This window comes from Amycolatopsis sp. NBC_00355, assembly GCF_036104975.1.
In the GTDB taxonomy this organism is placed as follows: domain Bacteria; phylum Actinomycetota; class Actinomycetes; order Mycobacteriales; family Pseudonocardiaceae; genus Amycolatopsis.
The window spans coordinates 6,829,189-6,847,469 of record NZ_CP107982.1 but is presented as its reverse complement, the minus strand read 5'-3'; the positions used below and the strand labels follow the sequence as shown (position 1 = coordinate 6,847,469).

Here is an 18,281-nt window from a genome sequence, read left to right as displayed (position 1 = left end):
ATGCTGTCCTCCGGTCAGCTACTGGCCGAGCGCTACAAGCTGACGAGCCGGATCGCCGTCGGCGGGATGGGCGAGGTCTGGCAGGCCAGCGACACCCGGCTGGACCGGACCGTGGCCGTCAAGATCCTCAAGGCCGAACTCTCCGGCGACGCCGAGTTCCTCCACCGCTTCCGCACCGAGGCGCGGATGACGGCGTCCCTGAACCACCCCGGCATCGCCGCGGTGCACGACTACGGCGAGACCATCTTCGACGGCGACCTGTCGATCGCGTACCTGGTGATGGAGCTCGTCGACGGCGACCCGCTGGCCGGGTTGCTCGCCAAGCACGGCCGGCTGTCGGCGGAGTTCACGCTCGACATGCTGGAGCAGGCGGGCAACGCCCTGCAGGCCGCGCACGAGCAGGGCCTGGTGCACCGCGACGTCAAGCCGGGCAACATCCTGGTGACGCCGGCGGGCCAGGTGAAGATCACCGACTTCGGCGTCGCGAAGGCGGCCGACGCGGCACCGGTCACCCGGTCCGGCATGGTCATGGGCACGGCGCACTACATCGCGCCGGAGCAGGCGCTCGGGCACCCGGCCGAGCCGGCGTCCGACGTCTACTCGCTGGCGGTGTGCGGCTACGAATGCCTCGCCGGGCACCGGCCGTTCCTCTCCGAAAACGCGGTCACGGTCGCGATGATGCACATCCGCGACATGGCACCGCCGCTGCCACCGGACGTCCCGCCCGCCGCGCGCGCGGTGATCGAGGCGACCCTGGTGAAGGACCCGCGGCAGCGCTACAACAGCGGCGGCGAGTTCGCGGCCGCCGTCGCCGCGGTGCGCGCCGGGATGCCGCTGCCGGCACCGTCCGGCCTGGTCAACGCGTCCTACGCGACCGGCCAGCACCCGGCCTCGACCGGTCAGCACCCGATCCAGCAACAGCCGCCCGTCCAGCAGCCGGTGCCGCAGCAACAGCAGCACATGCCGATCGGGCCGCCGTCCCCCGCGATGAACCCGATGCCCGTCATCGGCCCGCCGTCCCGGCCCGCGATGCGCCCCGTCATGGTGCCGGTCACCCGCAAGAAGTCGCAGTGGGGCTGGTGGGCGCTGCTGGCGGCGATCCTGCTCGTCGTCCTGGTGGCGGGCATCGTGCTGATCGCGAAGATGATCGGCGGCTCCGGCTCCGGCTCGCAGCAGCAGCACGGCGGCCAGACGACGAGCCAGGTGGTCCCAGGCAGACAGCCGCCCGCGGAGGATCCGCCCGCTTCTTCGAGCGCCTACCCGGCGGACACTCCCGGCACGACCGACGATGGCCAGCAAGGCATCATGAACACACCTTGGACGGAATGGAACGGCACCCAGAGATGAGCACACCCAGACTGCTCTCCAACCGGTACGAGCTGGGCGAGACGCTCGGCTACGGAGGCATGTCCGAGGTCCATCACGGCCAGGACGTGCGTCTCGGCCGGGAAGTCGCGATCAAGATCCTCCGTGCCGACCTCGCCAGGGACCCGCAGTTCCAGGAGCGTTTCCGCCGGGAAGCGCAGAACTCCGCCGCGCTGAACCACCCGGCGATCGTCGCGGTCTACGACACCGGCGAAGCGAACACCGAGTTCGGTCAGCTGCCGTACATCGTCATGGAGTTCGTCGAAGGCCGGACGCTGCGCGACATCGTCAAGACCGAGGGCCCGATGTCGCAGAAGCGGGCGATGGAGGTCATGGCCGACGTCTGCGCGGCACTCGACTTCTCGCACCGCCACGGCATCGTCCACCGCGACGTCAAGCCGGCCAACGTGATGATCACGAAGAACGGCGCCGTCAAGGTGATGGACTTCGGCATCGCGCGCGCGATGCACGACGGCCAGTCCGCGATGACCCAGACCGCCGCGGTGATCGGCACGGCGCAGTACCTGTCGCCGGAGCAGGCCCGCGGTGAGTCGGTCGACGCCCGGTCCGACGTCTACGCCGCCGGTTGTGTGCTGTACGAACTGATCACCGGCGAACCGCCGTTCACCGGCGACTCCCCGGTCGCGGTGGCCTACCAGCACGTCCGGGAGGACCCGAACCCGCCGTCGTCGGTGAACCCGGCGGTCGCGCCCGAGCTGGACGCCGTCGTGCTGAAGGCGCTGGCGAAGGGCCCGGCGAACCGCTACCAGTCGGCCGCGGAGATGCGCTCGGACCTGGTCCGCACCCTGTCGGGTCAGCGCCCGGCCGCGCCGATGGTGATGTCCGAAGACGAGCGCACGCAGGTGATGAACAACGACCGGCGGCAGCCGCAGCGCTACGAGGAGTACGCCGAGCCGGACGACGAGGACCCGAAGGCCAAGCGCCGGCGCCGCACGATCCTGGGTGTGCTGGCGGCGGTGTTCGTGCTGGGCGCGGTGCTGCTGATCATGTGGCTGGCGGGCTCCTTCAAGAGCAGCACCGACACGGCCGCGATCCCCGACGTGGTGCACCAGACGGTCCCGCAGGCGCGGGAAACCCTGACGGGCGCCGGTTTCACGTCGATCGAGACCAAGAACGTCACCTGCGGGGTGCAGCCGACGGACGGCAGCCCGCAGTGCGAGCAGGGTGACGTCAACCGGGTCATCAAGATCGACCCCGCGGCCGGGACGACGGTCAGCACCAGCACGAAGATCGCGCTGTACGTCGGGGTCGCGCCGGGCAAGGCCCGCGTACCGGACCTCAAGAACAAGACGCGCGACCAAGCCCAGCAGGCACTGACCGACGCGAAGCTGACGCTGGACACGAACGTCGCGGAGGTCGAGGTCGACGACCCGAACCAGGCCGGCTTGGTGCAGCAGCAGACCCCGACCGCGGATTCCGAGGTCGACGAGGGCACCTCCGTGAAGATCACGGTGGCCAAGTCGAAGGAACTGAAGCAGGTCCAGGACTTCACGGGCAAGCCGTACTCGCAGGCCGACGCGGCGCTGCGGGGCCAGGGCTTCAAGACGAAGCGCGTCGACCAGGCTTCGGACAGCGTTCCGAAGGACAGCGTCATCACCCAGAACCCGAACGGCGGTTCGGTGATACCGGGCACCACGATCACCCTCACCGTGTCGACCGGTCCGGAGCAGACCGACAAGATCGAGATGCCGAACCTGAGCGGCATGACGACCGATGAGGCGCAGTCGAAGCTGCAGAGCATGGGCTGGACCGGGAACCTCCGGACGCAGTCCGACAAGACCAGCAAGGAACCGGAAGGCACGATCACCAAGCAGAACGTGACCCCGGGCACCCAGATCGACAAGAATCAGGCGATCACCGTGGGTGTGTCGGAGGGCAACGGCGGCTTCCCGTTCCCGACGACGTCGTCGGGCACCCCCGGCGGCTGACGGATCCACGAGAAAGGCCCGCACGGTTCGCCGTGCGGGCCTTCTTCGTTTTCAGGCTTTGTCGAGAAACCCTTGGACGGCGCCGAGAACCTGCTCGGCGTCGCTGCCGGCGCCGCAGTCGATTTCCAGTTCTTCGGCGGCGCCCGAGCGCTTGACCTTCAGGGAGACGCGGGACTGGCAGCGGCGCAGCCACCCGAAGAGCGAGCGGCAGAAGACGCCGGCGGAGTTGCTCGTCACGCCGACGAGGACGGCGTCGAAGAGCTGGACCCGGCCGCGGAGCTCGTCCTCGCCGCGAAGCCAAGCCGCGAGGTCCCGGAGCTCACCATCGGAGTCGGGCACGGTGATCGCTACGATCCCAGCCGTCACCCGGTCTCCCTTCACCCAGAACCGGAGAGGACCCGAACCTTAGTCGTGTTCGAGGACCCCCGGGAAGCCCGGCGGGGGAATTGAAGATTGCAAATTGCACTCAGGAACGACGCTGCACCAGCCGTGAGACGACCACGAAGCTGACGCCCAGCAGCACCGCCGACGTCACCACCGCCAGTGCCAGCGGACCGCCGACCGGTTCCTCGTCGGTCAGGGCGTGCAGCAGCGGGTGGACCAGCGGAATCTTCGCCAGCAGCACGACGAACAGGGTCACCACGGCGGCCAGCACCGTCCAGCCGATCCGGTGCACCAGCAGCCGCGAGCACGGCAGCGCGATCGCGATGCCCAGCAGGGCGCACGCGATGTGCGCCAGCAGGCCGATACCCAGCGCGGCCGGCTGGATCTTGAACGACTTGAGCGCCGACCACGCCTCCGTGATCACCGTCAGGACCAGCGAACAGCCCAGCACGGTCAGCACCGCGCCGGTGATCAAGCGCCGCCACTGCCGCGCGTGGCTCAAGGTCACCAGACGCTGCACCGGATCCTCGATGTCGAGCAGCGCGATCGTCAGCCAGCACGACACGACCAGCAGCCCGCCGGCGCTCACCCCGAACAACGGCAGCGGCGGCGAGTGCGGATCGGCGTAGAGGATCACGCAGAGCGCGAGGTAGGCCAGCAGCGCGGGCAGGTAACGCTGCGAATGTCCGAGCAGTGCCAGGTAGTACCGCGTCAACGCGAGCACGGCGCGACCTCCCGGACCGACCAGCCGTCCTTCAACGCGCGCAGCAGCACGGCGTCGACGGAATCGACCTCGACGGTGAGCACGGCTTGAGCTCCTTCGACGACCGCGTGCCGCACACCGGGTTCGTCCGCCCAGCCGGCGCCGTGGCCGCGCAGCACGATCCGCGTCGTGGGCTCGGAGTCTTCTTCCGTCAGGCGGCCGGCGTCCATCAGGTGCACGACGTCCGCGTGGTCGTGCACCACCGGCGGCCGGTGGTCGGTGAACACGACGCTCGCGCCGCGCGCCCGCGTCTCGTCGACGACTTCGCCGAGGATCGCGTGCGTGGCGACGTCGAGCCCGGACCACGGCTCGTCGAGGATCAGCAGGTCCGGCCGCACCAGCACGGCCTGCGCGAGCCCGACCTTCTGCGCGTTGCCCTTGGACAGCGTCCGCAGCGGTGCCGTCGGACCGCCGACCAGGGCGAGCCGTTCGAGCAGCGGGTCGATCATCGAGAGGTCGGTGAGGCCGCGGATGCGGCCCATGTGCCGCAGGTAGGCCCGCGCGCCCATCCGCTGGCCGGCCGGGAACCGGTCCGGCAGGTAGCCGATCCGCGGTCTGCCGGTGACCGTGCCGGTGGTGGCGTGCGAGACGCCGGCCATGATCCGCAGCAGCGTCGACTTGCCGGAGCCGTTGGTGCCGAGGATGCCCACGACCCGCCCGGGTTCGACGCTCAGGTCGACGTCACGCAGGACGAAGTCGCCGCGCCCGTACCGCTTTCCGACGCCCTCGAGCCGGATCACGCAACGGCGGCCTTCTGCAGTGCCTTCGTCGCGCGCTCCAGCTCGGCGACGCGCTGGGCGTCGACGGGGTGACCGGCCGACGCCATCCAGGTGGCCAGCATCCGGTGGCCGCCCTCGGTGAGCACGGACTCGGGGTGGAACTGGACACCCTCCAGCGGCAGCTCGCGGTGCCGCATGCCCATCACGATGCCGGTGGCGGTGCGGCCGGTGACTTCGAAGACGTCGTCCGGGATCGTCTCCGGAAGCACCGTCAAGGAGTGGTAGCGGGTCGCCGTGAATTCTTCCGGCAAGCCCTTCAGGACGCCGACGCCGGAGTGGCGCACCTGGCTCGTCTTGCCGTGCAGCAGCTCGGGTGCGCGGTCGACGGTCGCGCCGTAGACGACGCCGAGCGCCTGGTGGCCGAGGCAGACGCCGAGCATCGGGGTCGACGTCTCGGCGCACTTGCGGATGACGTCCATGCTCTGACCAGCGCGTTCGGGAGTCCCCGGGCCGGGCGAGACGAGCACGGCGTCGAACTCGGAGACGCGGTCGAGGTCCACGACGTCGTTGCGCCAGACGGTGCAGTCCGCGCCGAGCTGGGCCAGGTACTGGACCAGGTTGTAGACGAAACTGTCGTAGTTGTCGACGACCAAGACGCGCATGCGGCGAGCTTACCGGCTCCCACTGGGTGGACCGTACCGCAAATCACATTTTAGGTTAGGTAAACCTAACTTACCGTGGTAGGGGTGAGCCGATCCCTTCGCGTAGCCGTCGTGGGCGCTGGTCCCGCCGGCATCTACGCCGCCGACATCCTGGACAAGTCCGACGCCGACGTCACGATCGACCTGTTCGAGCGGATGCCCGCGCCCTTCGGGCTGATCCGCTACGGCGTCGCGCCCGACCACCCGCGCATCAAGGGCATCGTGACCGCGCTGCACAAGGTGCTCGACAAGCCGAACATCCGGCTGCTGGGCAACATCGACTACGGCACCGACATCAAGCTCGACGAGCTGCGCGAGTTCTACGACGCGGTGATCTTCTCGACCGGCGCGTCCGCCGACCGCGCGCTCGACATCCCGGGCGCCGACCTCGACGGCAGCTACGGCGCCGCCGACTTCGTCTCCTGGTACGACGGCCACCCGGACGTCCCGCGCAGCTGGCCGCTCACCGCGACTTCGGTCGCGGTGCTGGGCGTCGGCAACGTGGCCTTGGACGTCGCGCGCATCCTCGCGAAGACGGCCGACGAACTGCTGCCCACGGACATCCCGGACAACGTCTACCAGGGCCTCAAGGCGAGCCCGGTGACCGACGTCCACGTGTTCGGCCGCCGCGGCCCGGCGCAGGCGAAGTTCACGCCGCTGGAGCTGCGCGAGCTGGACCACTCGCCGAACGTCGAGGTCATCGTCGCCCCCGAGGACATCGAGTTCGACGAGGGCAGCATCGCCGCGCTGCGGGCGTCAAAGCAGATCGACATGGTCGTGAAGACGTTGCAGGAGTGGGCGATCCGCGACGAAGGCACCCGTCCGAAGCGGCTGCACCTGCACTTCTTCCACTCGCCGTCGGAGGTCCTGGGCGCCGACGGCCGCGTGACGGGCCTGCGCACGGAACGCACCGAGCTGACCGGCGACGGCAACGTCCGCGGCACGGGCGAGTTCCACGACTGGGACGTCCAGGCGGTGTACCGCGCGGTGGGCTACCTGTCGTCGCACCTGCCGGAACTCCCGTTCGACCACATCAAGGGCGTCGTTCCGAACCAGGCGGGCCGCGTGCTGGACCTGGACGAGGACCAGTTGCCGGGGGTGTACGTGACGGGCTGGATCAAGCGCGGCCCGATCGGCCTGATCGGTCACACGAAGGGCGACGCGGCGGAGACGATCGCGAGCCTGCTGGCCGACGCCGACACACTGACCGCCCCGAAGTACACCGCGCCGGACGCGATCCTGGACTTCCTGGCCGCGCGCGGAATCCCGTTCACCACCTGGGAAGGCTGGGGCAAACTCGACTCGCACGAGAAGTCGCTGGGCCTCGCGGCCGGCCGAGAGCGGATCAAGGTGGTGGAGCGCGAGGAGATGACCCGGGTCTCGCGCACCTGAGTTTCCCCGACGCCGTGGCGGCCATTCCCGGACAGGCCGGACCGGCCGCCACGGACCAGTTTCGACCCCCGCCCGCCCACGAGCAGCCCCCGCCACTCCCTGGGGGGCGTCCCCTGTCCAGCGTATCGAGACTGGGTCGCTCAGAAGAGTGACGCGGTGGATCTGTGGACAACTCGCCTGCTGTGGATGGTTTGGTTGCGCTTCAGCTCGCGCCGAGGTAGGCGAGCACCGCCAGGACCCGGCGGTTCGTGTCGTCCGAGGCGGTGATGGCCAGCTTGGCGAAGATGTTCGCCGTGTGCTTGCCGACCGCTCCTTCGCTGAAGTGCAGCCGGGAAGCGATCGCCGCGTTCGAGCAGCCTTCCGCCATCAGGCCCAGCACTTCACGCTCGCGCGGGGTCAGCGCGGCCAGCGGGTCGGATGCGTTGCCCGCCAGCAGTTTGGCGATCACCTCGGGGTCCATCACCGTGCCGCCGGCGGCGACCCGGCGGACCGCGTCGACGAACTGGTCCGCGTTGAACACGCGGTCCTTCAACAGGTAGCCGATCGCACCGGTGCCGTCGGCCAGCAGCTCACGCGCGTACAGCTGCTCGACGTGCTGGGAGAGCACCAGGATCGGCAACGCCGGAATGTCGCGGCGGACCGCGAGGGCCACTTGGATGCCTTCGTCCGTGTTCGTCGGCGGCATGCGTACGTCCACAATGGACACATCCGGCCGGTGAGAACGCAAGGCCGACTCGAGTTCCGGACCGCTGCCGACCGCCGCGACGACGTCGAAGCCGTGGGCGGCCAGCAGGTGCGTCAGGCCGTCTCGGAGGAGGTACTGGTCTTCGGCGATGACGGCTCGGGGTCTAGCTGGCACGGGATCTCCACGGACGCCCTCGTCGGCCCGCCGATCGGGCTGGTCAGCGTCAACCTACCGTCGAAGCCGCCGAGCCGGCGCTCGATCCCGCGCAGTCCCGAGCCGCGCGCCGGGTCCGCGCCGCCCGGGCCGTCGTCGGTCACCACCAGGGCCAGCAGGTCGTCCGCGAACGAGACGTCGATCGTCGCGCGTCGCGAGCCGTGCTTCGCCGCGTTGCCCAGCAGCTCCGACACCGCGAAGTACGCGCACGCCTCCACCGGTTCCTCGACGCGCCCGGGCAGCGAGCCGGTGACCTCGGCCTTCAGCGGGCTGTCCAGCGCGATCGCGCGCACCGCGTCCAGCAGCCCGCGTTCGGACAGCACCGGCGGGTGAATGCCGCGGATCAGCACCCGCAGCTCCGTGAGCGCCTCCGCCGACGACGACCGCAGCTCGGCCGCCAGCCGTTTCGCCGCCGCCGGGTCGTGGTCCACCAGCGCTTCGACCGCGCCGAGCTTCATGCCCATCGCGACCAGCCGCGACTGGATCCCGTCGTGCAGGTCGCGCTCGATCCGCCGCAGCTCGGCGGCCTGGGCGACGGTGACGTCCGTGCGCGTCTGCTTCAGCCGTTCGACGCGCTGGGCGAGCCGGGACGCCTCGGTCGGGCCCAGCAGCAGCCGGGCGAGCTTGCCCGCGTGCCGCGCCAGGAACGCCGTCGGGACCAGCCCGAGGAGGAACGCGCCGAGCGCGAGCGGGGTCAGCGCGAGCGCGTGCCCGGTGTCCGGCGGAACGCCGAAGAACCACGGCCAGGTGACGTTCCACACCGCCATGATCGGCCGCCAGATCCACAGGCCGATCAGGCCGAGGAAACCCCCGAACACCAGCACGGCCGTCGGCAGCGCCAGCAGCCCCGAACCCAGCGGCAGCACGACGGCCGCGAGCACGTCGCGCCAGGTCGCCCGGTCGCGCAGCACCCACCGCGTCCGCGAGAGCTGCATCGGCCACCACGGTTCTTCGTAGAGCTGGTTGCCCACCTGGAAGAGCCCGTCGGGCCGCGGCGTCGGCAAGGGTGGCGGCGGGAGGTACGGCGACAGGATCCGCACGCCCGTCCAGTTGCCGACCTCGCGGCGCAGGGTGTTCGCGATGTCGCGGCTCCACCGCACCGTCCGCGCCGCCATCGGCGGGGCCACCAGGAACAGGGCCACCGGCCACACGGCGAATGCCGTGAGCACCACCGAAAGCGCGAAGATCCCCAGCTGGTGCCCGAGCGAATCCAGCCGCTGGTGCACCCACCGCAGCGCACCGATCTTGGCCACCGCGCCGGGACGACGGCCGATCCACCAGCGCGTCCAGTGGCCGTAACCGCGCAACGCCATCGGCCCGCCGAGCAGCACGAAGACCGGCAGCAGCAGCGTGAGCAGCGGGTTCACCAGCTGCCAGCCGAACTCGCGCTGCGCCGCCGGATCCTCCATCACCCAGGTGAGCCGGCGGCTCCAGCGGATCCAGAACGCCCGCTTGTAGAGCGTGTTGCCGTCGCGGTACCAGCCGTCGCGCTCCCGTTCCGGCTCCGGCGGTTCGGGCTGGTAGGGCGATTCGACCTCGACACCGCACCAGCGCGCGGCCAGCGCGCGGGCCGTCGTCGACCGGTGCCGGGTCCATTCGATCGCGGGGCCGAGGAAGAAGACCAACCCGAGGCACAGCAGCGCGAACGTGAGCAGCTCGACCAGCACGTCGAACCAGCTCAGCAGCGCGAACGCGGCGAGCGCGAACGCCCGGCCGACCGCACGCACGTAGGTCATCGGCACCTCCTTCCCCCGTGATCCTCGCCGATCCGCCCGCTCGCGCGCACTGACCGAGGCCCTACGACCGGGGTGGGCCCAGCCCCACCCCGGCGTCAACAAAACCCTACTTGAGCTGGGGATTCAGCAGGATTCTGCGCGCCGCGCCGAGTTCGTAGCGTTCGAGTCATGCCCCTCATCGAAGTCACCGACCTCCGCAAGGTCTACGGCAACCGGGTCGCGGTCGACGGCGTTTCGTTCTCCGTCGACCGCGGCGAAATCTTCGGCATCCTCGGCACGAACGGCGCCGGGAAGACCACCACGGTCGAATGCCTCCAGGGCCTGCGCCAGGCCGACGCCGGCACGCTGTCGGTGCTCGGCTTGAACCCCGCGACCGACCGGGCGGCGCTGACCCGCCGCGTCGGCGTCCAGCTGCAGGAAAGCCGGCTGCCCGCGAAGCTGCGGGTGCGCGAGGCGCTGGAGCTGTTCGCCGCCTTCTACCCGGAGCCGGCCGACGTCGATGTCCTGCTCGACCAGCTCGACCTGCGCGACCACGCCCGCAGCTACTTCGGCAAGCTCTCCGGCGGCCAGAAGCAGCGCGTCTCGATCGCGCTCGCCCTGGTCGGGAACCCGGAGCTGGCGATCCTCGACGAGCTGACGACCGGCCTCGACCCGCACGCCCGCCGCGACACCTGGCAGCTCGTCGAGGCCATTCGCGACGCCGGGGTCACGGTCCTGCTCGTCACGCACTTCATGGACGAGGCCGAGCGGCTCTGCGACCGCGTCGCGATCTTCGACGCCGGCCACGTCGTCGCCACCGGCACCCCCGCCGAACTCCGCGCCGCGGCCGGAGAATCCACTTTGGACGACGCGTTCGTCTCGCTCACGAGGAGTGCCCGGTGAACACCTTCGCCAAGATCACCGCCACTGAAACGAAACTCTTCCTGCGCACGCCGATGTGGGCGGTGTTCGGCCTCCTGCTGCCGCCCGCTCTGCTGCTCGGCATCGGCGCCATCCCCGGTATGTCGGAACCGAGCGAGGTCACCGCCGGCTACCGGTTCATCGACCTGTGGGTGCCGTCGCTGATCGTCGTCAGCCTCGCGATGCTGGCGCTGCAGGCGATCCCCGGCGCCGTCGCGAGCTACCGCGAACAGGGCGTGCTGAGACGGCTGGCCACCACGCCCGTCCACCCGGTGAACCTGCTGGGCGCGCAGCTGCTGATCCACGCCGTCGTCGCGCTGGCGGGCGTCGCGGTCGTGCTCGAGCTGGGCCACGCCGTCTACGACATCCCGCTGCCCCGCCACCCGCTGATGTTCCTGGTGACGCTGCTGCTCGGCACCGTCTCGGTGTTCGCGCTCGGCCTGATCGCGGCCGCGGTCGCCCGCACCGCGAAGAGCGCCGGCGGGCTCGCGATGATCGCGTTCTTCCCGATCATGTTCTTCGGCGGCGTCTACCTGTCGCGGCCGCTGTTGCCGGACGTCATCCGCCGGATCGGCGACTACGTCCCGCCGGGCTCGCAGCCGCTGCAGGACGCCTGGGTCGGCAACGGCGTCCAGCCGCTGCAGCTCCTCGCGCTCGCCGCCTTCGCGGTGCTCGGAACGGCGTTGGCGGCCAAGCTCTTCCGCTGGGAGTGACCGGCCTTCCGCCATATTGGTGATGATCATCGTTTTCTCTTGTAGTCGGGCCACCCGGCCGGTAGCCAAGAGGGTGGCCCTGCTCAAACTGGAGGTTCGATGTCCCTGGACGTGTCACCCGCGCTGCTGGAGAAGGCCGAGCGCGGGGAGGTCTCCGACGCCGAGTTCGTCACCTGCGTCAAGGAATCCCTGCCCTACGCCTGGGAGGTCATCACCGGCGTCATCGCCGACGCCGAGGGAGCGGCGGACGGCTTCGCCGACAACGAGACGCCGCCGCCGAGCGAGGTCGCCCGCGGGCAGCTGCTGCGGGCGCTGGCTTCGGACGCGATCCGCGGCGGGCTGGAGCGGCACTTCGGCGTCAAGCTGGCCTTCCAGAACTGCCACCGGGTCGCCGTGTTCAAGAACTCCGAGCTCGACAGCGACCGCTACCGCGCGTTCGTCTCCCCGCGCGGGCAGCTGCTCAACCAGAGCCCGGAGCTGCGGGACTGCTAGCCCGCAGCGCGGGCAGCACCTCGGCGCCGATCCGCGCGATTCCCTCCGGCGTACCGGACGCCTCCACGAGCATCAGCACGTGGGAGACGCCCGTGCGCCGGAGGCTCGTTCCCGGCGTCCGCACGCAGTGCGCCGACCAGGAAGATCCCGAACTCAGTTGACCGCGACCTCGTTGAACCACAGCCGCGGCTCGAGCCACGGGAACACGATGAACATCAGCAGGGCGACCACGCCGAGCGCGAGGAAGACGGACACCGTCAGCTTCGCCGCGAACGGGCCCGGCAGCTTCCGCCAGAGCCAGCCGTACATCAGGCCTCCCCGATCTTCGAGAGCAGGTCGCCGTAGTCCTTGACCTGGTTCTTCGGCACCTGCTGGGTGAGCACCGAGGTGATGATGAGCCGCTGCTGGGCGGAGAACTGCGGGTGACACGTGGTGAGCGTGAGCAGCGCGGCCTGCTGGGCCTTCGGCAGCGTCTCGGCGTCCTTGTACGGGACCGGGTTCACCGCGGTGCCCTGGCTGGGCAGCACGACCTTGCGGCCGAACGTCTCGCTGTACGCGCCGCCTTCTTCGGCGTTCGTGTCGCGCAGCGTCGAGACGCCCTTGCACCGCGGGTCGGCGCCCTTGCCGCCGGCCCAGTCCTTCATCTCGTCGTCGTACGGGAGGACCTTGTAGATGTAGAAGTCGGTCGAAGTCTCGATCACGATCTGGTCACAAGATGAGAGGTTGTCCAGATCGTTGAACGGGGCGCCCTTGCCGACGCGGTGGCCGGCGACGGCGAAGTTGCCGGGCTCGCCGGGCAGCGCCGTGCCCTTGTAGTGGCCGGGACCGACTTCGAGCGAGGCGTCGTCGGTGCCCTCCTGGATGGTGAAGTTGTAGTCGACGCCGAACGTCGGGATGTGGATCCGGGCGAACGCCTTGCCGTCGACCAGCTCGGGGTGCAGCGTCCGGTCGTGCGCCCACTCGCCGTTGAGCTGGTCGCTCGCCTCGGACTGCTTGCCGGCCGAGAACAGGTCGGTCACGTACAGCTCGTAGACCATGAACAGCAGCACGACCAGGCCGAGCGTGATGAGGATTTCGCCGGCCGTGCGGATGGCGACGCCACCCTTGCCCAGCGGGGCCGGGGCGGGTTTCTCCTTGGTCGCGGTGCCGCCCTTCCCGACCGGGGCGAAGACGACGGTCTCCTCCGCCGAGCCGGGTGGCGGGGCGGGGCTGGTGTAGCGGCGGGGCGGCGGCCCCTGGGGACGGCGCGGCGGCGGGCCCTGCGGCACCTGGCCGCGCGGCGGCGTCGGGGGCTGGCGGCGCTGGGGCACCGGCCGCTGTCCGGGGTGTCTGCGCCGGTCGTCATCCGGTCCTTCGCGCGTAGCCACGCAAGCTCCTCTCAAGCCGCGTCGAACCCTGGGTGACGCCGTTGTCACGGTCCGGGAAATCCGACCACTCCTGGCCGCTGCTTTCCTGCGGTCATTTACGTTAACGTGTGCACGTGGCGCCGGTTGCGCACCCTCAGCGGGACAGCGCCACCTGACGAGCCCGAAGAGCACCGCGAGGAATCACACGATGCCCAAGTCCAAGGTCCGCAAGAAGACCGCTTACACCCCGCCTGCCGACCGGCGTACGCCGGTGAAGGTGCGGGCCGCAGGCCCCACCGGCCTCGCCTGGAAGATCCCGATGTTCGGGTTCATGGTCCTGGGCTTGGTGTGGCTGCTGGTGAACTATATCGCCGGGGACAAGATCTCCTGGATGGCCGACCTGGGCAACTGGAACTTCGCCGGCGGGTTCGCACTGATGATCGCGGGTCTGCTCATGACGATGCGCTGGCGCTGATTATTACTCCGAATGGCGGCTTGACGCCGAATTACACCGGTGTGACTCATCCCCAGTGTGGATAACCTCTGTGGATAACTACCCCACCTCCTGGGCGCCGCGCCGGGCCCTTGTGGTAGTGGCTTGGGCCGTCACGGCGTTGCTCGTGCTCGGCGTGGTCGTCGACGCCTTGACCGGGGACCGCGGCGGGCTGGTGCTGTTCGCGCTGGCGGCGATCGCGGTCGGCGCCTTCGCGACGCACGCCACGATCGTCCGGCCGAGGCTGGCCGCCGACACCGAAGGCCTGCTGGCCAGGACACTCGGCGGCACGCAGCGGCTGCCCTGGGCCCAGACCCGCACCCGGCTGCGCACCACGCGCCGGATGGGCCGCGATGGCGTCACCCTCGAGATCGAACACGACGACCGGTTGTACGTCTTCGGGTGGCTGGAGCTCGGCGAAGACCCGCGGGATGTCCTGGACGTCCTCAGCAGCCTGCGGGCGCGCGGCTAGCCGCAGTTGTAGTACAGGCCGTCGCGGTACTGGACGAACTGGCAGGTCTCGGCCGCGAACTGGGTGTCCCGGTAGAACAGCAGGCCGAGGATCGCGAGGGCGATGATGGCGATGCCCCCGGCCTGCCAGCGCGCCTGGTCGACCTGCGGGGCGTAGAGCAGCGCGACGGCGACCAGGGCCCCGGTCAGCAGCCCGCCGACGTGCGCGTAGATCGAGATGCCCGGGATGCCGAACGTGATGAACGCGTTCAGGGCGAGGGTGATGAGCAGGCTCGTCGGGTTCAGCCGCAGCTTCAGCACGATGATCGCGTAGGCGCCCATCAGCCCGAACAGCGCACCGGACGCGCCGGCCGTCCCCGGGTACTCGGCCGGGTTGCCGAAGAGCAGGACCGCGGCGGACGCGCCGAGCATCGAGACGAAGTAGAGCGCGAGGTAGCGGCCCCGGCCGCAGACCTGCTCCAGGGCCCGCCCCATCATCCACAGCGAGAACATGTTGACCGCGATGTGGATCGGCCCGTAGTGCAGGAAGCCGCTGGTCAGGACGCGCCACCACTCGCCGTGGCCGAGGGTCGCGTCGCCGTAGAGGCTGCCGTACTGGAAGAGCGATCCCAGGTGGTTGTCCGTGAGGCTCCGCGCCTGGAGCGCCGTGACCAGGAAGACCAGGACGTTCACCGCGAGGATGACCTGCGTGACGAGCACCGACTGGGAAAGCCGCGCGCCGAAGACGGTGCGCTGGCCGAACCCGGCCTCCTGGTAGCTGCGTTGCTGGCGGCGCTGCTGCTGGCTGCCGGCGTGCACGCAGTCGGTGCACTGGAAGCCGACCGGGGCCTCCTGGAGACAGTCCGGGCACGCCGGACGCCCGCACCGGGAACAGCTCAGCCCGGTCGGGCGGTTCGGGTGCCACCAGCACCCGGGCAGTGCGGCCTGGGGGTGCGCGGCGGGGTTCGGCGGTTGGCTCACGATGAGAACCAACCTACCGAAACCTCCGCGGCTCAGCCCTCGTGGTCGATCGTGACCTTCTCGATGACGACGTCGGACAGCGGACGGTCCGCCGGCCCGGTCGAGGTGCGCCCGATCGCGTCGACGACGTTGCGCGACTCCTGGTCGGCCACCTCGCCGAAGATCGTGTGCTTGAAGTTCAGGTGGGTGGTCGGCGCCACGGTGATGAAGAACTGCGAGCCGTTCGTGCTCGGCCCGGCGTTCGCCATGGCCAGCAGGTACGGCTTGCTGAACTGCAGCTCCGGGTGGAACTCGTCGCCGAACTTGTAGCCCGGGCCGCCGCGACCGGTACCGGTCGGGTCGCCGCCCTGCAGCATGAAGCCGTCGATGACGCGGTGGAAGATCGAACCGTCGTAGAACGGGCCGGAGTTCGTCCCCGCCGCGTTCGGCTGGGTGTACTCCTTGGTGCCCTCCGCGAGACCGACGAAGTTCGCGACCGTCTTCGGCGCGTGGTCGGGGAGCAGGATCAGGTTGATGTCACCCTGGTTGGTGTGCAGCGTCGCTTTCACGCCTTTCATCGTGCCATCTGCGGCGGGCGGCGGGGAAAAGGGGCACGATAGGTTACGGGCAACAGAGCAGTGTCAAAACGATTGATGAGGTGAAGGCCATGTCCCGGGCGACAGCCCAGGCCGTCGATGCCGCCGACAAGCTTGTCTCCGAAGGAGCCAAGACCGGCCGCCGCGTGCAGAAACAGCTCGCGAAGAAGACGGAACTGACCCGCAAGGAGCTCAAGAAGAGCTCGAAGGCCGCCCGCAAGGAGGCCCTCGCCCGGCTCTCCGAGCTGCGCAAGCCTGGTCGCAAGGCGAAGAAGGCCGCCATCAAGGCCGCGAAGGCGGCCGGCGACTCGAAGCGTCGCGGCAAGAAGGACTTCAAGTCCGCGAAGAAGGACTTCGCCGCTGCTGTCGTCGAGGCGAAGGCTGCCGCCAAGGGCACCCGCAGCCGTCGTCGCTGGCCGTGGCTGCTCGGGCTGGTCGTGGTCGGCGCCGGCGCCGCCTACGTGCTGCGCTCGAAGCAGGAGCCGCCGGTCGCCCCGGCGCCGCCGAAGGCCACCCCGCCTGCTCCGCCGAAGCCGGCCGAAGCAGTGAAGCCCGCCGCGGCCCCGGCTCCCAAGCCGAGCCCGCAGGCGAACGGCAAGGCGCCGACCTCGACGCCCGCCGAGAAGAAGAACTGACGGCGACACGAAGAGGCCCCCGGTGGTGCACCGGGGGCCTCTTCAGTCGTGCTCAGGGGCTGCTCAGACGGCAGCGGCGTGCTTGTCGACCAGCTGGCCGAGGCGGGGCAGCGCCTCCTCGACGTTCTTCTTGCCGTTCGGGCGCAGCTTGCCGTAGACCTTCTTGATGCTGTCGCGGCTGCTCTTCTCGGCGCGCGAGTCGGTGACGCTCAGCAGCGCGTCCGACGCCTCGTCCGAGCGGCCGACCAGGTAGGCACCGAAGTCGTTACCACCCTTGGCGCGGTAGTCGCCGTAGAACGGCTCGAGCGCGCCGACGAAGTCGGGCAGCAGCGTGTCGACGGCCGAGGGGATGATGCCCGGCTTGATCTTCTTGACCGCGGCGAAGCCGGTCTTGACGACGGCACCCGAAACGCCGCCCTTGTCCGAGACCTCGGCGTCCACGAGGCCTTCGAAGTCGCTCACGACAGCCGGGCGACGGCTGGAGTCGAGCAGGATGTCCTTGAGGGTGTCAGCCACGAATCTTGTCCTTTGTCGTTGCAGAGTTGGTGCCCCGCCCCGGGGTGGGGGTTCCCCGGCGGCTGCGGTGCGCGAGTCCACGAAGCCTGCGCGTGACGCACAGGGTAATACAAGATCAACTTCACTCACCCGTGTGGCTACGACTACCTAGAGCTTCAGGGCGGTGATGGCCTTCCTGACCACAGAGCGTGCCTTCACGCTCTGTTTCTGGTTGGTCGTCGCGACGACCGCCGCGGTCCCCTTCGAGACCGCGTAGACGGCACCGTCGTCGGTGGATTGGTAGCCGCCTTTCCAGCCGGTCGGGTCGCTGGCCGGGTTGGACGTCTCGACCGGCGCCGCCCGGTTGACCAGCGCCGTTGCGACGGCGGCCGCCCCGACGTAAACCCGGACGGTCAACTGGATCTTGCCGTCCGGGCGGTAGAAGAAGCACGCCGGATGGGGCTCGTCGGTGGACACGCGTACCTTCGAAACGTGCTGACCGTTCGCATCGGCCACGAACTGGCTGTCGAGGTACGGGCAGTCTTCGGTCGCTCCCGGTTGCGGATCCGGTGGTAGTTCGGTGCCCGCCGCCGCGCCGGCAGACTTGGACGGCGGACTGGGAGTCGCGGTCCCGGACACGATGGTGGCGCTGCAGCCGGCGAGGAGAGCCACGGCGGGCGCGAGAAGTACGAGTCGTCGCATAGCGCGCTCAGTCAATCATGTCCAGTCACACGACCGAGTGCGGTCGAAAGTTCAAGTACCGCTCAGTATCGGACCAATCACACATTGTGTTCCCTGGAGGATTAGGGTCTCCTAACCTGGCTGTCACGTTTCTTTCCAACAGCCAGCCTGGGAGACAACGATGATGACGCTGTTCGACAAGGGTCGAGACCACGTGATGGCGCTCTTCCGCATTGTGTTCGGTTTCCTGTTCCTGTGCCACGGCGCTTCGCGGCTTTTCGGCCTCTTCGGGGCCAGAGCGGCAGATTTCGGGGCGTGGCCGTCGTGGTGGGCGTCGGTGATCCAGGTTGTCGGCGGCGTGCTGGTGACGATCGGCGTCGCCACCCGGCCCGCCGCGGTGCTCTGCTCCGGCTCGATGGCGTTCGCGTACTTCACCGTGCACCAGGGCGGCGGGCTCCTGCCGATCGAGAACGGCGGCGAGGCGGCCGCGTTGTTCTGCTGGGGCTTCCTGCTCATCGCGTTCGCCGACCGCGGCCGGTGGTCGATCGCGGGGGCGTTCCGCCGGACCCCCGCCCGGGTGGAAACCGCAGCGTGACGCGACCGGCCTGACGAC

The 18,281-nt window shown here is 69.7% G+C and carries 22 protein-coding genes; 10 read left to right on the top strand and 12 right to left on the bottom strand.

The features are described 5' to 3' along the window. Both OHS18_RS31115 and pknB read left to right on the top strand, forming a co-directional pair. A complete protein-coding gene (locus tag OHS18_RS31115) occupies positions 1-1,347 on the top strand; it encodes a serine/threonine-protein kinase (RefSeq protein ID WP_328613286.1) in 1,347 nt (448 codons plus the stop codon). After that, positions 1,344-3,314 carry a Stk1 family PASTA domain-containing Ser/Thr kinase gene (gene pknB, locus OHS18_RS31110; RefSeq protein WP_328446621.1) on the top strand — a complete coding sequence of 657 codons (1,971 nt, stop codon included), beginning with the start codon at positions 1,344-1,346 and terminating at the stop codon, positions 3,312-3,314. The genes OHS18_RS31115 and pknB overlap by 4 nt, the downstream gene beginning before the upstream one ends. Before the next feature lie 51 nt (positions 3,315-3,365). Here the strand turns inward: pknB and OHS18_RS31105 are convergent, their stop codons facing one another. From OHS18_RS31105 to OHS18_RS31090, 4 genes are all read right to left on the bottom strand, one after another. Next, positions 3,366-3,680 carry an effector-associated constant component EACC1 gene (locus tag OHS18_RS31105; protein WP_328446623.1) on the bottom strand — a complete coding sequence of 105 codons (315 nt, stop codon included), beginning with the start codon at positions 3,678-3,680 and terminating at the stop codon, positions 3,366-3,368. A gap of 100 nt (positions 3,681-3,780) precedes the next feature. Further along, on the bottom strand, positions 3,781-4,422 hold the full coding sequence (locus OHS18_RS31100; RefSeq protein ID WP_328446625.1) for a hypothetical protein: 642 nt from the start codon (positions 4,420-4,422) through the stop codon (positions 3,781-3,783). Beyond that, entirely contained in the window at positions 4,410-5,201 is a 792-nt protein-coding gene (locus OHS18_RS31095) for an ABC transporter ATP-binding protein (protein WP_328613285.1), read from the bottom strand. The genes OHS18_RS31100 and OHS18_RS31095 overlap by 13 nt, the downstream gene beginning before the upstream one ends. Next, positions 5,198-5,842: an aminodeoxychorismate/anthranilate synthase component II gene (locus tag OHS18_RS31090; protein ID WP_328446629.1), complete on the bottom strand. Its 645-nt coding sequence runs from the start codon at positions 5,840-5,842 to the stop codon at positions 5,198-5,200. The genes OHS18_RS31095 and OHS18_RS31090 overlap by 4 nt, the downstream gene beginning before the upstream one ends. Positions 5,843-5,953: 111 nt before the next feature. Here OHS18_RS31090 and OHS18_RS31085 point away from each other — a divergent pair, with 111 nt between their 5' ends. Further along, complete coding sequence (locus OHS18_RS31085; protein ID WP_328613284.1) at positions 5,954-7,273, top strand: FAD-dependent oxidoreductase; 1,320 nt, start codon at positions 5,954-5,956, stop codon at positions 7,271-7,273. 202 nt (positions 7,274-7,475) lie between these two features. On the opposite strand, the gene OHS18_RS31080 is transcribed toward OHS18_RS31085, so the two are convergent. Continuing rightward, positions 7,476-8,132, bottom strand: coding sequence for a response regulator transcription factor (locus OHS18_RS31080; RefSeq protein WP_328613283.1), 657 nt, complete (start codon positions 8,130-8,132; stop codon positions 7,476-7,478). Next, the gene (locus OHS18_RS31075) at positions 8,072-9,907 is read right to left on the bottom strand and encodes a sensor histidine kinase (RefSeq protein ID WP_328613282.1); all 1,836 of its coding nucleotides are present in this window, start codon (positions 9,905-9,907) and stop codon (positions 8,072-8,074) included. Before OHS18_RS31075 ends, OHS18_RS31080 begins: the two co-directional genes overlap by 61 nt. Before the next feature lie 168 nt (positions 9,908-10,075). On the opposite strand from OHS18_RS31075, the gene OHS18_RS31070 reads away from it, so the two are divergent. From OHS18_RS31070 to OHS18_RS31060, 3 genes are all read left to right on the top strand, one after another. Continuing rightward, positions 10,076-10,789: an ABC transporter ATP-binding protein gene (locus tag OHS18_RS31070; RefSeq protein WP_328613281.1), complete on the top strand. Its 714-nt coding sequence runs from the start codon at positions 10,076-10,078 to the stop codon at positions 10,787-10,789. Next, positions 10,786-11,520: an ABC transporter permease gene (locus OHS18_RS31065; protein ID WP_328613280.1), complete on the top strand. Its 735-nt coding sequence runs from the start codon at positions 10,786-10,788 to the stop codon at positions 11,518-11,520. The genes OHS18_RS31070 and OHS18_RS31065 overlap by 4 nt, the downstream gene beginning before the upstream one ends. Positions 11,521-11,619: 99 nt before the next feature. Continuing rightward, complete coding sequence (locus OHS18_RS31060; RefSeq protein WP_328446640.1) at positions 11,620-12,012, top strand: SCO5389 family protein; 393 nt, start codon at positions 11,620-11,622, stop codon at positions 12,010-12,012. Between the two features lie 153 nt (positions 12,013-12,165). Here the strand turns inward: OHS18_RS31060 and OHS18_RS31055 are convergent, their stop codons facing one another. Then, positions 12,166-12,321 (bottom strand): hypothetical protein, encoded by a 156-nt coding sequence (locus OHS18_RS31055; protein ID WP_328613279.1) that lies wholly within the window; start codon positions 12,319-12,321, stop codon positions 12,166-12,168. Then, positions 12,321-13,379: a class E sortase gene (locus tag OHS18_RS31050; protein ID WP_442875289.1), complete on the bottom strand. Its 1,059-nt coding sequence runs from the start codon at positions 13,377-13,379 to the stop codon at positions 12,321-12,323. The genes OHS18_RS31055 and OHS18_RS31050 overlap by 1 nt, the downstream gene beginning before the upstream one ends. A 187-nt stretch (positions 13,380-13,566) precedes the next feature. On the opposite strand from OHS18_RS31050, the gene crgA reads away from it, so the two are divergent. Further along, positions 13,567-13,833, top strand: coding sequence for a cell division protein CrgA (gene crgA, locus OHS18_RS31045; RefSeq protein ID WP_020642616.1), 267 nt, complete (start codon positions 13,567-13,569; stop codon positions 13,831-13,833). 112 nt (positions 13,834-13,945) lie between these two features. Further along, the gene (locus OHS18_RS31040; protein ID WP_328618607.1) at positions 13,946-14,323 is read left to right on the top strand and encodes a PH domain-containing protein; all 378 of its coding nucleotides are present in this window, start codon (positions 13,946-13,948) and stop codon (positions 14,321-14,323) included. Here the strand turns inward: OHS18_RS31040 and OHS18_RS31035 are convergent. After that, a complete protein-coding gene (locus OHS18_RS31035; protein WP_328446645.1) occupies positions 14,320-15,282 on the bottom strand; it encodes a rhomboid family intramembrane serine protease in 963 nt (320 codons plus the stop codon). The two genes, OHS18_RS31040 and OHS18_RS31035, sit on opposite strands and share 4 nt — an antisense overlap. A gap of 32 nt (positions 15,283-15,314) precedes the next feature. After that, the gene (locus OHS18_RS31030) at positions 15,315-15,839 is read right to left on the bottom strand and encodes a peptidylprolyl isomerase (RefSeq protein WP_328446648.1); all 525 of its coding nucleotides are present in this window, start codon (positions 15,837-15,839) and stop codon (positions 15,315-15,317) included. An 89-nt stretch (positions 15,840-15,928) separates the two neighbouring features. On the opposite strand from OHS18_RS31030, the gene OHS18_RS31025 reads away from it, so the two are divergent. Further along, positions 15,929-16,492: a hypothetical protein gene (locus OHS18_RS31025; protein WP_328446650.1), complete on the top strand. Its 564-nt coding sequence runs from the start codon at positions 15,929-15,931 to the stop codon at positions 16,490-16,492. A 63-nt stretch (positions 16,493-16,555) separates the two neighbouring features. On the opposite strand, the gene OHS18_RS31020 is transcribed toward OHS18_RS31025, so the two are convergent. Then, positions 16,556-17,008 (bottom strand): DUF6918 family protein, encoded by a 453-nt coding sequence (locus tag OHS18_RS31020; RefSeq protein ID WP_328446652.1) that lies wholly within the window; start codon positions 17,006-17,008, stop codon positions 16,556-16,558. 147 nt (positions 17,009-17,155) lie between these two features. Next, a complete protein-coding gene (locus OHS18_RS31015) occupies positions 17,156-17,689 on the bottom strand; it encodes a DUF2020 domain-containing protein (RefSeq protein WP_328613278.1) in 534 nt (177 codons plus the stop codon). 163 nt (positions 17,690-17,852) lie between these two features. On the opposite strand from OHS18_RS31015, the gene OHS18_RS31010 reads away from it, so the two are divergent. Next, entirely contained in the window at positions 17,853-18,263 is a 411-nt protein-coding gene (locus OHS18_RS31010; RefSeq protein WP_328459137.1) for a DoxX family protein, read from the top strand. Positions 18,264-18,281: the final 18 nt, after the last annotated feature.

What these genes read in the sequence shown, in the direction of transcription:
- OHS18_RS31030 (WP_328446648.1), bottom strand. Translation starts at nt 15,839, where the DNA reads ATGAAAGGCGTGAAAGCGACGCTGCACACCAACCAGGGTGACATCAAC.
- crgA (WP_020642616.1), top strand. Translation starts at nt 13,567, where the DNA reads ATGCCCAAGTCCAAGGTCCGCAAGAAGACCGCTTACACCCCGCCTGCC.
- OHS18_RS31060 (WP_328446640.1), top strand. Translation starts at nt 11,620, where the DNA reads ATGTCCCTGGACGTGTCACCCGCGCTGCTGGAGAAGGCCGAGCGCGGG.
- OHS18_RS31015 (WP_328613278.1), bottom strand. Translation starts at nt 17,689, where the DNA reads ATGCGACGACTCGTACTTCTCGCGCCCGCCGTGGCTCTCCTCGCCGGC.
- OHS18_RS31025 (WP_328446650.1), top strand. Translation starts at nt 15,929, where the DNA reads ATGTCCCGGGCGACAGCCCAGGCCGTCGATGCCGCCGACAAGCTTGTC.
- pknB (WP_328446621.1), top strand. Translation starts at nt 1,344, where the DNA reads ATGAGCACACCCAGACTGCTCTCCAACCGGTACGAGCTGGGCGAGACG.
- OHS18_RS31010 (WP_328459137.1), top strand. Translation starts at nt 17,853, where the DNA reads ATGACGCTGTTCGACAAGGGTCGAGACCACGTGATGGCGCTCTTCCGC.
- OHS18_RS31075 (WP_328613282.1), bottom strand. Translation starts at nt 9,907, where the DNA reads ATGACCTACGTGCGTGCGGTCGGCCGGGCGTTCGCGCTCGCCGCGTTC.
- OHS18_RS31070 (WP_328613281.1), top strand. Translation starts at nt 10,076, where the DNA reads ATGCCCCTCATCGAAGTCACCGACCTCCGCAAGGTCTACGGCAACCGG.
- OHS18_RS31115 (WP_328613286.1), top strand. Translation starts at nt 1, where the DNA reads ATGCTGTCCTCCGGTCAGCTACTGGCCGAGCGCTACAAGCTGACGAGC.
- OHS18_RS31090 (WP_328446629.1), bottom strand. Translation starts at nt 5,842, where the DNA reads ATGCGCGTCTTGGTCGTCGACAACTACGACAGTTTCGTCTACAACCTG.
- OHS18_RS31055 (WP_328613279.1), bottom strand. Translation starts at nt 12,321, where the DNA reads ATGTACGGCTGGCTCTGGCGGAAGCTGCCGGGCCCGTTCGCGGCGAAG.